Below are 12,979 nucleotides of genomic sequence, written 5' to 3'. Positions count from 1 at the left end.
TCCTGCGCCGATGCGGGGGCGGTCAGCAGCGCGGCCATCGCCACCAGAATCGGCGCCAGCCAGCGCATCCTCAGGGCTGCCCGGCCTGGGGATACAGCGTCACGCTGCCCGGCGCCTGTCCGGGCAGGCTTTCCGGCAGCACCGCGTCCGAGGGATATTCCGGCTCTTCCTGGACGGGCAGGGCCGGGGCCGCCTCGGGGACCAGCGGCTCGTTCGAGGCCGGGACGTCGGGGGTGATGACCAGCGGCTCGGGCGTGACCACGGCGGCGGCGGTCGCTGCGGCGGCCTCGGCCATGGTCGCGGCGGCGGGGATGGCGACTGCCGCGGGTGCGGCCGGCGGCAGCCGGTCGCCGCGGGCCGGCGGGCGCGTGCTGGCGATGGCCGCGACCGCCGCCGTCTGCGTTGCCGCCGCCACGGGCGAGATCCCGGTCACATCGGCGATCCGCACGCCGGGGGGCAGGAATTCGACCGTCGTCACCTTGGGCTTGACCATATGCGCCAGCTCCCATGCGTCCCAGTTGGTCAGCCGCACGCAGCCATGCGACTGGTTCAGGAACAGCTGCGACGGGGTCGCGGTTCCGTGGATGCCATAGGTCGGCTCGGACAGGTCGATCCAGACATTGCCGACCGGCGCGTTCGGCCCCGGCGGGATGATCAGCACCCGGTCGTTCTCGCCCTGCTTGAAGTTGCGGTGCGGATTGTAGGTATAGGTCGGGTTCAGCGCCACCGCATCGACCACGTGGTTGCCGTGGGGCGAGGGCGTGTCGGCCGAGCCGACGGTGGCCGGGTAGTCCGCGACCATGTTGCCCTTGGCGTCATAGGCGGCGACGCGGCGGGTTTCCTTGTCCACGATGATGCGGGTGACGCTGGCGCGGATCGGCTTGGCGGGCACGGTGGCATGGATCGTCTCGCCGGGCTGGAAGCGGGCGCCGGGGTTCAGCTTGGCCAGGAACTTCTCGTCCATGTGAAAGCGTTCGGCCAGCTTTTCCAGCACGCTGGTATAGCCCTGCGAACTCATCGCCGCCTTTTCGGCATAATCCGAGGGGATGCGGTCCACCAGGCCGGTCGCGTCCTCTTCGGTGATGGTATAGGCCATGGTCAGCGGCGCGGCGGCATAGCCCTGGAGCAGATCCCAGACCGCGTGATCCATGCGCCCCGTCATCGGCAGGCCAGAGCGGCGCTGGAAGGCCATGATGGCGCTTTCGCTCATGCCGCCGCGCCAGCCGTCCACCACGCCGGGCGAGATGCCGGCGCGGTCGAGCAGGATCTGCACCTTGGCGGTCAGGGCGGACTGGCCCGCGGGCAGGTCGGTGCCGTCATAGACGGCCGCCTCGATCTCGGCCGGGGTGATCGAGGCCAGGGCCCTGGGCGTGGGCGCCGCGACCTGCGCCGAGGTGCCGGAGGCGGGCGCTGCCGTCTGCGCCCAGCCGGCGGAAAGCGGCAGCACAAGGGTGGCCGCGGCCAGCGCGAGATGCGGAAAAAGGCCCGTGCGGGGTCGGGTCGGGAACATGCTCGGAACCGTTCTGTTTGCCTGTGGTCTTTTGCTTTTGTCGGGCACATTTGGCCAAATGTGCCGCGCAAGGCAAGCAAGAGCCGGTCAACTCGGGTTGAACGCCCGGCTCAGATCGTGGCGGCGAAGCGGTGGTGTTGCGGGAAATAGCGCCGCGTCAGCGAAACCGGCATGTTGTTCAGCCAGTCGATCCGTTCGGTGACCAGGACCGGATCGCCCGGCGCCAGTCCCAGCGCCTCGGCCACGAAGCCCGAGCCGGCCAGCGTCGCCCCGATCGCCATGCTGGCGCGGTTGATCGGCACATGGCCCAGCAGCCATTCGCAGGGGCTCATCTGCAACAGCGCCTCGCGGGTCAGGCCGGGGGTGGCGTAGCTGTTGATCCAGCGTTCCTCGCAGCAATAGGGCGCCTCGTCGGCGCTGAACCGGGCCTTGATGCGCAAGAGGCTGTCGTCGGTGCGCAGCAGCATGGCCTGCGCCACATCGGCCGGGGGCGGGCATTCCTGGTAGTCCAGCAGCGCATAGCCATAGGCCTTGCCCGCCGCCTCGATCTCGCGCCGCAGCAGGAAGCGCACCATCTGCACGCGCGGGTGCTGCGCGACGCGGGTGCCGACCTTGCGCCGGCGCTCCAGGACGCCGCTTTGCGCCAGGGTCTGCAGGGCGCGGTTCACGGTGGCGCGGGCGCAGCCGAATTAGGTCGCCAGCTCGGCCTCGGTCGGGATCAGTTCGCCCTCGGGCCAATGGCCGTCGTGGATCCGGGTCAGAACCTCTTCCTGGACGGCCTGCCAGGTCATGTTCCGACGCTTGCGCTCTTGTTGTTCGGCCGAAAGTGCCTGGGCAAGGTGGCGGGGAAGTTCAATCATCTCTGGAATATGTCTTTGCGTCGAGGGGGCGGCAGAACTCGATACGTCTGGATCAAACGGTTCGCGGCACCGAGGCTGCAACAAGGCCGTGCCACATGTCTCGCCCGACCAGAGGCTTAAGTAAACTTATTGGTTTAGTTTTTGAGAGCAAATTCCCGTGAGGGTCAAGGACAATCGCGCCGGCCGGCCGTGTTCCGCCTGCCACGGTTGACATTTTGCCGGCCGGACGGGACAAATCGGGCGATTCTCAAGAGGTGTTGCCGTGTCGGAAGCTTCGATGTTCCGCGGCCAGGGCGTTTCCGCCACGGCCTGGACGGTTCTGGTCGCGATCAGCCTGTGCCACATGATCAACGACATCATGCAGTCCATGCTGGCCGCGATCTATCCGTTGCTGCGCGAGGAATTCGCGCTGTCCTATTGGCAGATCGGCATGATGACCTTTGCCTTCCAGGTCACGGCCTCGCTTTTGCAGCCGGTGGTGGGCATGGTCACGGACCGCAACCCGATGCCGCGTTCGCTGGCCGTCGGCATGGGCTCGACCTTCGTCGGGGTGCTGCTGCTGGCGCTGGCGCATGAATATTGGGTGCTCCTGTCGGGGGCGATGCTGATCGGCATCGGCTCGGCGGTGTTCCATCCCGAAAGCTCGCGCGTGGCCCGCATCGCCTCGGGCGGGCGATTCGGTACGGCGCAGTCGCTGTTCCAGCTGGGCGGTAATTTCGGGGCGGCGCTGGGGCCGCTGCTGGCGGCCTTCATCGTGGTGCCGCTGGGCCGGCCATCGGTCGCGATCTTCTCGATCGCGGCCATGGCGGGATCGGCGATCCTGTGGCGGATCGGCAGCTGGGCCGACGGGCGGCGCAAGGCCGCCTCGGCGCGTCCCGCCGAGGCCCTGCCATTCACCCGCCAGCGGGTGGCGCTGGCCATCGTGGTGCTGGCGCTGCTGACATTCACCAAGAACATCTATACCGCCAGCATTTCCAGCTATTACACCTTCTTCCTGATCGAGAAATTCGGGCTCAGCACCCAGCATGCGCAGGTGATGCTGTTCCTGTTCCTGGGCGGGATGGCGGCGGGCGTCATGCTGGGCGGGCTGGTCGGCGACCGGGTCGGGCCCTTGAAGGTGATCTGGTTCTCGATCCTGGGCATCCTGCCCTTTACCCTGGTGCTGCCGCATGTCGGGCTGGTCGCGACCGGGCTTCTGACCGTGGTGATCGGGGTGATCCTGGCCTCGGCCTTTCCGGCCATCGTGGTCTTTGCCCAGGAGCTGGTGCCGGGGCGGACCGGGATGATCGCCGGCATCTTCTTCGGCTTCGCCTTTGGCATGGGCGGGATCGCCGCGGCGGTGCTGGGGGTGATCGCCGATGCCAGGGGGATCGAATTCGTCTATCAGGTCTGCTCCTATCTGCCGCTGATGGGCCTGCTGACCATCTTCCTGCCGCGGATGGGGCGGTTGTAGAGTTCGGGCCGGGGGCGCTGCCCCCGGACCCCCGGGATATTTGGGCACGAAAGAAACATGACGACGATCAAGGCAAGGCCGATCACGGCCGATGAGTTCGCCCCTTTCGGCGAGTTGCTGACCCCGCGCGAGGCACCCAGCAAGATGATCAACGCCGGGCGCTGCGAGCGCCATCACGCGCTGGCCACGGTCGAGCGCGGCGGGGGCGAGGCGATCATCTCGATCTTCCGGTCCGAGCCGGTGAGCCTGCCCTATGACTGCGCGCTGCTGGAGCGGCATCCCTTGGGCTCGCAGGCCTTCGTGCCGCTGGGGCCCGATCCCTGGCTGTCGATCGTCGCCCCGGACGAGGGCGGGCGGCCGGGCGCGCCCATCGCCTTCCTGGTGCCGGCGGGCATGGGGGTGAATCTGCGCGCCGGGGTCTGGCACGGCGTGCTGACGCCGCTGGACCGGCCGGCCGATTTTCTGGTCGTGGATCGCGAGGGCGGGGGGGTGAACCTGGAGGAGGTCGCGATCGCCCCCGTCACCGTCGAGGCATGAGCCTGCCCGACTATGCCCTGGAGGAGGCCGCGCTGCGCGAGGGCGCGCGGTTCGTCGCCGGCGTCGACGAGGTCGGGCGCGGACCCCTGGCGGGGCCGGTGACGGCGGCGGCAGTGATCCTGGATGTCACCTGCATTCCCGAGGGGCTCAACGATTCCAAGAAGCTGACGGCGAAGCGCCGCGAGGTGCTGGCCGAGCTGATCATGGCGCGCTGCGACTGGGCCGTCGGCCATGCCAGCGTCGAGGAGATCGACCGGCTGAACATCCTGCGCGCCTCGCACCTGGCGATGTGCCGGGCCATCGCCGGGCTGCGCCGGCGGCCCTGCCTGGTGCTGGTCGACGGCAACATGCTGCCGCGCGAGCTGGACCTGCCGGGGCAGGCCGTGGTCGGCGGCGATGCGCGTTGCCTGTCGATCGCGGCGGCCTCGATCCTGGCCAAACTGTTGCGCGATCGCATCATGGTGGATTTGGCGCAACAGCATCCCGGATACGGCTGGGAGGCGAATGCCGGTTATCCGACCCCGGCGCATCGCCAGGCGCTGCTAGATCTGGGCGTGACCCCATATCATAGGCGCAGCTTTGCCCCGGTCCACAAGATATTGTGTAAAGAAGAAACTGCAAGCTGTTGATTCGAAAAAGAATTTGACGGCGAATCGGCTGTGACTCATTATCGGCCCCAGCAAATCGGCAAACCAATAGCCGAAACCCGAGGCAGTGATGACCAAGCTTGACACCAAATCCCGCGCTGCGGCGCGAACGCTTCCGCTTAACCAGATTCTCGCCGGCGATTGCATCGAGATCATGAACGCGCTGCCCGAGGCCAGCGTCGACCTGATCTTTGCCGACCCGCCCTATAACCTGCAGCTGAAGGGCGAGCTGCACCGGCCGGACAATTCCCGCGTCGATGCGGTGGACGACCATTGGGACCAGTTTTCCGGTTTCGCCGCCTATGACCGCTTTACCCGCGACTGGCTGGCGGCGGCGCGGCGCATCCTCAAGCTCGACGGGGCGATCTGGGTCATCGGCTCGTATCACAACATCTTCCGCGTCGGGGCCGAATTGCAGAACCAGGGCTTCTGGATCCTGAACGACGTGGTCTGGCGCAAGGCCAACCCGATGCCGAATTTCCGCGGCAAGCGGCTGACCAATGCGCATGAGACGATGATCTGGGCCAGCAAGTCCGAGGGCGCGAAATACACCTTCAACTACGAGGCGCTGAAGTCGCTGAACGAGGGCGTGCAGATGCGTTCCGACTGGGTGCTGCCGATCTGCACCGGCGGCGAGCGGCTGAAGGACGCGGAGGGCGCCAAGGCGCATCCGACCCAGAAGCCCGAGGCGCTGCTGCACCGCATCCTGGTCGGGTCCACGAATCCCGGCGACGTGGTGCTGGACCCGTTCTTCGGCACCGGCACCACCGGCGCCGTGGCCAAGATGCTGGGCCGCGACTTCATCGGCATCGAGCGTGAGCAGGCCTATCGCGAGGTGGCCGAAAAGCGCCTTGCCCGCATCCGCAAGTTCGACAGCGAGGCCATCGCCACCATCAAGCCCAAGCGCGCCGAGCCGCGCGTGCCCTTCGGCCAGGTGGTCGAGCGCGGGATGCTGCGGCCGGGCGAGGAGCTTTATTCGCTCAACAACCGCCACAAGGCCAAGGTGCGCGCCGATGGCAGCCTGATCGGCAATGACGTGAAGGGCTCGATCCACCAGGTCGGCGCGGCGCTGGAAGGGGCGCCCAGTTGCAACGGCTGGACCTATTGGCATTTCCGGCGCGAGGGGCGGATGGTGCCCATCGACATCCTGCGCCAGCAGATCCGCGCCGAGATGGAGGCCGAGGAAGGCCGCGCCCACTGAGTTTTCCGCTTTCGCCAAGTCCCGAGGCTCCGCAAGCTCTGGTGCGGCCGGGACCGCCTTGCCCCGTCCTGCGGCATGCCGCCGGGCGGGGCCTTTTCAGCTTTGCCGGAACCGGTGGGGCGGCCTGCGCCGGCGGCGCTAGAGCGCGCCGCGCGGCATCGGCAGCTTGCCGCGGTTATAGGGCTGCCAATCGGTGATCTCGGGATAGAACTGCCGCCGCCAGGCCCGGACGCGGGGGTTCATCCGCCGCCGCCACAGGGGCGGGACCATGGCCAGGAAGGTCATGGCCGGATAGCCCATCGGCAATTGCGGCGCCTCTTCCTCGCTATAGTTTTGCAGCAGCGGAAACCGGCGGTCGGGCTTGTAGTGATGGTCGGAATGGCGTTGCAGGTTGATGAGCAGCCAGTTCGTCGCCGTGTGCGCGCTGTTCCAGCTGTGGCGCGGCAGCACATGTTCATAGCGGCCCTCGCCCAGATGCTTGCGGGTCAGCCCGTAATGTTCGACGTAATTGGTCAGCTCCAGCTGCCAGACGGCGACGAAGGCCTGCCAGAGGAACAGCAAGATCCCCTGCCAGCCACCAAGCGCCGCCGCCAGGGCCAGCATCGCCAGTTGCAGCGCGCCATAGCGCCAGAACGGGTTGCGGCGGTCGAATTTCGACCGGCCGGCGCGGGTCAGCCGCCGCGCCTCGGCCTGCCAGGCGCTTTTCGGGCATTCGGCCAGCACGCGCAGGAAGAAGCGGAAGAACCCTTCGTTGTAGCGGGCCGAAACCGCGTCGCGCGGCGTCGCCACCCAGGAATGATGCACCAGCAGGTGCTCGGTGCGGAAATGCGAATAAAGCGTCGAGGCCAGAAGCAGGTCGCCCATCCAGCGCTCCAGCCGGTTCTTCTGGTGCAGCAATTCATGGGAATAGACGATGCCGATGGTGCCCGAGGCCACGCCGATGCCGAAGAACAGGCCGAGCCTTTCCCAGCCGGTCAGGCCGCTGCGGGCGGAATACCAGATCGCGCCGAAGATCATCGCCGCCTGGATCGGGAACCAGATCACGGTGATGGCGCGATACCAGAACAGCTGCGCCTCGGGGGTTTCGGTGTCGGGGTTTTCCTCGTTCAGGCCCAGGATCGCGTCCAGCATGGTCATCAGATACCAGGCGTAGAGCGGCATCAGCAGGAACCACCAGCCGCCGAAACGCGCGGCGATGAGGAAAAGGGGAACCATGCCCAGCGAAAGCCAGAAGGGCAGGGCGTCGATCAGACGGGAACGAAAAGCGGTTTGCATGGGGGCAACGAAATAATCGGTCTTGATACGGGGCTTGAGCAGCCGGGAGAAATGCGTGTCACGCGGGGGACTGTGGCGGGTTTCGCCATGGCTTGCCACGGCGACCGGTTGTCGCAGACCCGGTTGCGGTTTCGGGGCGGGCAAGCGCCCAGGCCTTGCGCATCAGCCCTGGCAGGGCGGAAGGTCTGAACTCGCTGAACGGTGCCAGACTGCCGCGCTGCGGTGCCGCGGTCAAGGGGGCGGACATCACCGTCAGGTCCAGCGCGAAATGGGTGAAGACATGGCGGACGAGCCCGATCTCTTGCCAGTCCGCGGACGCCGGGGGCGGCAGGTCCGAGCCGTCCCAGCCCGTCGAGGGAAAGGCCAGCGTGCCGCCCAGCAGGCCCCTGTCCGGCCGGGTCTCGACCAGGACCGCGCCCTCGGCAAAGCCGATCCATACGATGCCGCGGCGCAGGGGCTTGGCCTTCTTCGGCGCCTTGCGCGGCAGGTCCGCGGCGATGCCCTGCGCGCGGGCCGCGCAATGGGGGATGATCGGGCAGATGCCGCAGGCCGGGCTGCGGGGCGTGCAGATGGTCGCGCCCAGGTCCATCATGGCCTGGGCGAAATCGCCCGACCGCCGGGGCGGGGTCAGGCGGGTGGCCAGCGCGACCAGTTCCGGCTTGGCGGCGGGCAGCGGGGTTTCGACCGCGAAAAGCCGTGCGACCACGCGCTCGACATTGCCGTCCACCACTGTCTCGGGCCGGTCGAAGGCGATGGCGGCGATGGCGGCCGAGGTATAGGCGCCGATGCCGGGCAGGGCCGCCAGCCCCTCGCGCGTATCGGGGAATCCGTCCATGGCCGCGACCGCGCGGGCGCAGGCGACCAGGTTGCGGGCGCGGGCGTAATAGCCAAGCCCGGCCCATTCCGCCATGACCTGCGCATCCTCGGCCGCGGCAAGGTCGTGGACCGTGGGCCAGAGGCTGGTGAAGCGCTGGAAATAGGACTTTACCGCGGCGACGGTGGTCTGTTGCAGCATGACCTCGGACAGCCAGACGCGATAGGGGTCGGCCGCGCCGCCGCCCGGCGGCATGCGCCATGGCAGCACGCGGGCGTGGCGGTCGTACCATGCCAGCAGCTCGGTCGGGATCACCCTGGGGTCACGCAATTTTCAGCCTCGTCTCTCTGGTATCCGGGCGCGCCGCGGTCCAGACTGCGCGCCAGATAAACCATATGGTCGCCCGATGGCCCAGAAGAAACCCGAAACCCAGCCCCGCCGCCGGATGCGCGGCTTCGAGGCCGCGGCCCAGCTGGTCGCGCATCGGGTCAAGGCGGTGGGCGAGGGCCGGGGCTTTGCCGCGACCCGGCTGCTGACCCATTGGCCCGAGGTGGTCGGCCCCGAGCTTGCCGCCCATACCCGCCCGGTCAGGATCAGCCATGGCAAGTCCATGGGCGCCACGCTGACGCTGCTGGTGCCGGGGGCGCAGGCGCCGCTGATCGGCATGCAGCTGGAACAGATCCGCGCGCGGGTGAACGCCTGCTACGGCTTCAACGCCGTCTCGCGCATCGTGCTGACCCAGACCGCGCCCGTCGGCTTTGCCGAAGGGGCCGATGCCCAAGGCGCGGAAGGCTTTGCCGAGGGGCAGGCCGCGTTCCTTGCCGCGCCGCGCCGCGCGGCTGCGCCGGGTCCGCAAGACCTCGCCCAGGCCGAGGCCATCGCCTCGGGCTTCGACAATCCCGCGCTGTCCGCCGCCATGCGGCGGCTGGCGCTGAACATCCTGTCCCGCCGGGACGCCAACGACCGAAAGGCCAATCCATGATGCTGCTTCGCCGCTCCCTGATCGCCGCCGCCACGGCCGCGCTGACCCTTTCCGCGCTGCCCGCGATGGCGCAAGAGGCGAAACCCGCCGAGAATGCCGCCGAGCCGGCGCCGGAGGGCAAGGTTCTGCCCGACATCGCGCTGGGCCAGGCCGACGCCCCGGTCACGATCATCGAATATGCCAGCTTCACCTGCAGCCATTGCGCGGTCTTTCATGACGAGAACCTGCCCAGGCTGAAGGCGGAATATGTCGATACCGGCAAGGTGCGCTTCATCCAGCGCGACGTCTATTTCGATGCGGTCGGGCTTTGGGCCGGCATCCTTGCCCGCTGCGGCGGGGACGAGAAATACTATGCTGTCTCGGACCTGATCTTCGACGACCAGAAGAACTGGCTGAACGCGAAATCGGGCGACGAGATCGCGGCGAACCTGCGCAAGATCGGCGCCAAGGCCGGGATGACGACCGAGCAGATGGATGCCTGCTGGAACGACAAGCAGAAGGTCGCGGACCTGGTCGCCACCTTCCAGACCCATGCCACCGCCGACCAGGTCGAGGGCACGCCGACCTTCATCATCGCCGGCGAAAAGGTGCAGAACCAGCCCTGGGAAGAGCTGAAGAAGATCATCGACGCCAAGCTGGCCGAGAAAGGCTGAGCGATCTCCGGGCGGCGCGGCCGCGGGAGTATTTGGAGAACGGAGAAAGCGGAAGGCCCCGGACCCGTTTCGGGGCCTTTCACAATCCCAGCGCGGCCAGCCGGTCGGCAAGCGGCGCCGGGTCCTCCAGTTGCAGCCGCACCGGCAGGGCCAGCACCTTGGGCCGGAAGCCGCGCGGCAGCCGCACCGCGTCCTTTTCCGTCGTCACCAGCTGCGCGCCGATCAGCCGCGATTCGGTTTCCAGCCGGGTCAGCAGCTGCGGCGTGAAGGGCTGGTGGTCCTCCAGCGCCTCGGCGCGGGCCACCTCTGCGCCCAAGTCGCGCAAGGTGGCGAAGAATTTCTCGGGATGGCCGATGCCGGCAAAGGCCAGCACGCGCTGGCCCTGCCAGTCCATGCCGGTCTGCAGGGGCGCAAGCCGGCCGGTCAGGTGCGGCAGGGACAGATGCGCCCCCCAGGCCGCGGCGAATTGCGCCTGGGCCGGGGCCTCGCCGATCGAAAGCAGCAGGTCGGCGCGGGCGAGGCCGCGTTCCACCGGCTCGCGCAGCGGCCCCGCGGGCAGGCAAAGCCCGTTGCCGAAGCCCTTGGCCGCATCGACCACCACCAGCGCCAGGTCATGGGCCAGCGCCGGATCCTGGAAACCGTCGTCGAGCAGGATCGCCTGCGCCCCGGCCTCGACCGCCGCCCTTGCGCCCGCCTGTCGGTCGTCGGCGACCCAGACCGGGGCGAAGGCGGCCATCAGCAGCGGCTCGTCGCCGACCTCGGCCGCCTTGTGGCCCGATTCCTCGACCCGCAGCGGTCCCTTTTCGCTGCCGCCATAGCCGCGCGAGACCACATGCACGGCAACGCCGCGGTCCTGCAAGAGTTGCGCCAGCATGATGGCGGTGGGCGTCTTGCCGGTGCCGCCGGCGTTCAGGTTGCCGATGCAGATCACCGGCACCCCCGGCCGCGTGCGTGGCCCCCGCACCAGGCGGCGGGCGGTGGCCGCGGCGTAAAGCGCGCCCAGCGGCGCCAGCAGCCGCGCCTTGAGCCCCGGCGGCCGGAACCAGAAATCGGGGGCGCGGCGGCTCATTGCGGGTTCTCCATGGCCTCGAGGACGGTATCGGCGATGCGGCCCAGGACGGCGGCGCCGCCGGTGCTGACCGACCAGGCGTTGCCGGCCAGCATCGCCGCCTGATCCGGCGCCGAGAGATCCGCGACCGCGCGCGTCAGCCCGGCCGCCTCGGTCACCAGCCGCGCGGCCGAGGCCCCGTCGAGCTGTGTCCATTCCGGGCCATGCGCCTCGGTAAGCGGGCCGTGGATGATGGCCGAGCCAAGCGCCGCCGGCTCGAACGGGTGGCGCGGCGCCAGGCCCGGACCGGGCAGAAGCGTGCCGCCCATGAAGCAGACCGGTGCCAGCCGATACCACAGGCCCATCTCCTGCGTGTCCTCGGCGATCAGCACGTGATCGTCGGGCGAGGGGTCTTCGTCGTCCGAGCGCAGCACGGCGGCCAGGCCAAGCGCCTCGACCTCGGCCCGGACCTGGGGGATCGTCTCGGCCGGCAGCCCGGCCAGGATCAGCAAGGCGCGGTGGTTGTGGTGCAGCGCGGCCTGGTGCGCGGCCAGTGCCGCCTTGGCCTCGGGTAGCGTGGGACAGGCCGCCAGCCAGCTGTGGCGGCCGGCCAGGATCTGGGCCAGCGCGCGCCGCTCTGCCTCGTTGGCGGCCAAGGGCGGCCGTGTCTCGGTGATCGGGCCGGTCAGCTCGATCCGGCCGGGCGGGGCGCCCAATTGCCGGGCGGCGGCGGCGGCGGTCGGGTCCGGGGCGAGGATGCGGGCGATCTTGCCCATCAGCCCGCGATTGACCGCGCCGCGCCACGATCCGCGCCGGGCATGGGCCACGAGCCGCGCCTCGCACAGGATGACCGGCAGGTTCTGCTCGGCCGCGCCCGAGATCAGCGCGGCCGGAAGCTGGTCGCCCAGGACCAGCAGCGCCCGCGGCTGCAGCGCCCGGATCACCTCGCGCACCGCGGCCGGATCCTGCGGCCGGGGCAGGGTCACGGCGCGCAGCCCGGCAGGCAGGGTGTCCGGGGCCAAGGGCGCGCCGAGAAAGGCGAAGCGCAGCCCCGGCCGCCGGGCCAGCAGCGCCCTGACCAGCGCGCCCGGCTGCGGCGGCTCTTCGGCCTGTTCCGCCAGATGCACCATGACCAGCGGCCCCTCGCCCGGCGGGGCCTCGGGGAGTTCGACCGGGCTGCCGGCCAGCGCCGCGCGGCGGCGCAGGTGCAGCCAAAGCGCCAGGGACGCGGTTGCATCGGCGGGAAGCATCGCGATTCGCGGGGGCCTAGCTGCCCAGTTCCTCGGTCGGGCTGACCTCGCGCTCTTCGTCGCGCAGCCGGTGCAGGTGGGCGATGAAATAGCGGGTATGGGCGCTGTCCACGGTGCGTTGCGCCTCGGCCTTCCAGGCGGCATGGGCCTGGGCGTAGTCCGGGAAGATGCCGACGATATGGATGTCCCTGGTGTCGCGGAACTCGGTGCGGGTGGGATCGACAAGTTCACCACCGAAAACGAGGTGGAGGCGCTGTGCCATCATGTTCTCCTGGGTTCGGATTCCGGCGCGAACCTAGCCGAGCCGGGCGGGGGAACCAAGGCGATTTGTTTAAAATCGCGCGCGGTTGGCGTTTGCCGCGAAAGGGCCGCCGGGGTAGGGATGGCATGCGGTGCAAGCGGCACCCCCGGACAGGCCCGAGCGTGGTGGTAAGGGCCTTTCGGGCGGCAGGGAAAGGCGAACCGGTGCGCTTTTCCTTGCCCCTTTTCGAGGGCCAGGCGGCGGCTGGTGCTGGCAAAGGATATGCCGCCGGCAGGGGCCGGAAGGGATTGGTGGTGCGGATCAGGCTATAGGCCGCCGGACCATGGGGGGAAGGATATGCGGGAATATGGTGCGGGCGGCGGGACTCGAACCCGCACAGGCTTGCGCCCCAGGGAGTTTAAGTCCCATGCGTCTACCATTCCGCCACGCCCGCGCCGGGGAATTGGCTAGCGGGCGGGCGGGGGATTGGCAAGCCTCCGTCGCGGCG

Annotated in this window: 14 protein-coding genes and 1 tRNA gene; 6 read left to right on the top strand and 9 right to left on the bottom strand. The window is 69.0% G+C overall.

The annotated features are described in order from the left end of the window. Positions 1-70: 70 nt before the first annotated feature. The 3 genes from IT40_RS24970 to IT40_RS30360 form a co-directional block, all read right to left on the bottom strand. On the bottom strand, positions 71-1,510 hold the full coding sequence (locus tag IT40_RS24970) for a L,D-transpeptidase family protein (protein ID WP_036760813.1): 1,440 nt from the start codon (positions 1,508-1,510) through the stop codon (positions 71-73). 110 nt (positions 1,511-1,620) lie between these two features. Then, complete coding sequence (locus tag IT40_RS24965) at positions 1,621-2,178, bottom strand: GntR family transcriptional regulator (protein ID WP_243700274.1); 558 nt, start codon at positions 2,176-2,178, stop codon at positions 1,621-1,623. A gap of 21 nt (positions 2,179-2,199) precedes the next feature. After that, entirely contained in the window at positions 2,200-2,370 is a 171-nt protein-coding gene (locus tag IT40_RS30360) for a hypothetical protein (protein WP_243700273.1), read from the bottom strand. Between the two features lie 277 nt (positions 2,371-2,647). Between IT40_RS30360 and IT40_RS24960 the strand changes: the two genes are divergently transcribed. From IT40_RS24960 to IT40_RS24945, 4 genes are all read left to right on the top strand, one after another. Continuing rightward, entirely contained in the window at positions 2,648-3,823 is a 1,176-nt protein-coding gene (locus IT40_RS24960; RefSeq protein ID WP_036760811.1) for an MFS transporter, read from the top strand. A 57-nt stretch (positions 3,824-3,880) separates the two neighbouring features. After that, entirely contained in the window at positions 3,881-4,360 is a 480-nt protein-coding gene (locus tag IT40_RS24955; RefSeq protein WP_036760810.1) for an ureidoglycolate lyase, read from the top strand. Next, positions 4,357-4,989, top strand: coding sequence for a ribonuclease HII (locus IT40_RS24950; RefSeq protein WP_036760808.1), 633 nt, complete (start codon positions 4,357-4,359; stop codon positions 4,987-4,989). The genes IT40_RS24955 and IT40_RS24950 overlap by 4 nt, the downstream gene beginning before the upstream one ends. 88 nt (positions 4,990-5,077) lie before the next feature. Next, positions 5,078-6,208 carry a site-specific DNA-methyltransferase gene (locus IT40_RS24945; RefSeq protein ID WP_036760807.1) on the top strand — a complete coding sequence of 377 codons (1,131 nt, stop codon included), beginning with the start codon at positions 5,078-5,080 and terminating at the stop codon, positions 6,206-6,208. A gap of 138 nt (positions 6,209-6,346) precedes the next feature. On the opposite strand, the gene IT40_RS24940 is transcribed toward IT40_RS24945, so the two are convergent. Both IT40_RS24940 and IT40_RS24935 read right to left on the bottom strand, forming a co-directional pair. Continuing rightward, the gene (locus IT40_RS24940; RefSeq protein ID WP_036760805.1) at positions 6,347-7,483 is read right to left on the bottom strand and encodes an alkane 1-monooxygenase; all 1,137 of its coding nucleotides are present in this window, start codon (positions 7,481-7,483) and stop codon (positions 6,347-6,349) included. A 58-nt stretch (positions 7,484-7,541) separates the two neighbouring features. Continuing rightward, positions 7,542-8,552 (bottom strand): A/G-specific adenine glycosylase, encoded by a 1,011-nt coding sequence (locus IT40_RS24935; RefSeq protein WP_116171261.1) that lies wholly within the window; start codon positions 8,550-8,552, stop codon positions 7,542-7,544. 151 nt (positions 8,553-8,703) lie between these two features. Between IT40_RS24935 and IT40_RS24930 the strand changes: the two genes are divergently transcribed. Continuing rightward, a complete protein-coding gene (locus IT40_RS24930; protein WP_036760800.1) occupies positions 8,704-9,279 on the top strand; it encodes a DUF721 domain-containing protein in 576 nt (191 codons plus the stop codon). Beyond that, a complete protein-coding gene (locus IT40_RS24925) occupies positions 9,276-9,932 on the top strand; it encodes a DsbA family protein (protein ID WP_036760798.1) in 657 nt (218 codons plus the stop codon). Before IT40_RS24930 ends, IT40_RS24925 begins: the two co-directional genes overlap by 4 nt. Before the next feature lie 79 nt (positions 9,933-10,011). Here IT40_RS24925 and lpxK read toward each other — a convergent pair whose 3' ends face one another. The 4 genes from lpxK to IT40_RS24905 all read right to left on the bottom strand — a co-directional run bounded on the left by lpxK (position 10,012) and on the right by IT40_RS24905 (position 12,925). Beyond that, on the bottom strand, positions 10,012-11,001 hold the full coding sequence (gene lpxK, locus IT40_RS24920; RefSeq protein WP_036760795.1) for a tetraacyldisaccharide 4'-kinase: 990 nt from the start codon (positions 10,999-11,001) through the stop codon (positions 10,012-10,014). Further along, a complete protein-coding gene (locus IT40_RS24915; RefSeq protein WP_036760794.1) occupies positions 10,998-12,230 on the bottom strand; it encodes a 3-deoxy-D-manno-octulosonic acid transferase in 1,233 nt (410 codons plus the stop codon). Before IT40_RS24915 ends, lpxK begins: the two co-directional genes overlap by 4 nt. A 16-nt stretch (positions 12,231-12,246) precedes the next feature. Continuing rightward, the gene (locus IT40_RS24910; protein WP_036760816.1) at positions 12,247-12,492 is read right to left on the bottom strand and encodes a DUF4170 domain-containing protein; all 246 of its coding nucleotides are present in this window, start codon (positions 12,490-12,492) and stop codon (positions 12,247-12,249) included. A gap of 347 nt (positions 12,493-12,839) precedes the next feature. Then, positions 12,840-12,925: transfer RNA gene (locus IT40_RS24905), tRNA-Leu, on the bottom strand. Positions 12,926-12,979: the final 54 nt, after the last annotated feature.

The organism is Paracoccus versutus (assembly GCF_000763885.1).
In the GTDB taxonomy this organism is placed as follows: Bacteria; Pseudomonadota; Alphaproteobacteria; order Rhodobacterales; family Rhodobacteraceae; genus Paracoccus; species Paracoccus versutus.
Note: the sequence above shows the minus strand (reverse complement) of the source record. Positions and strands in the feature narration are given on the sequence as shown.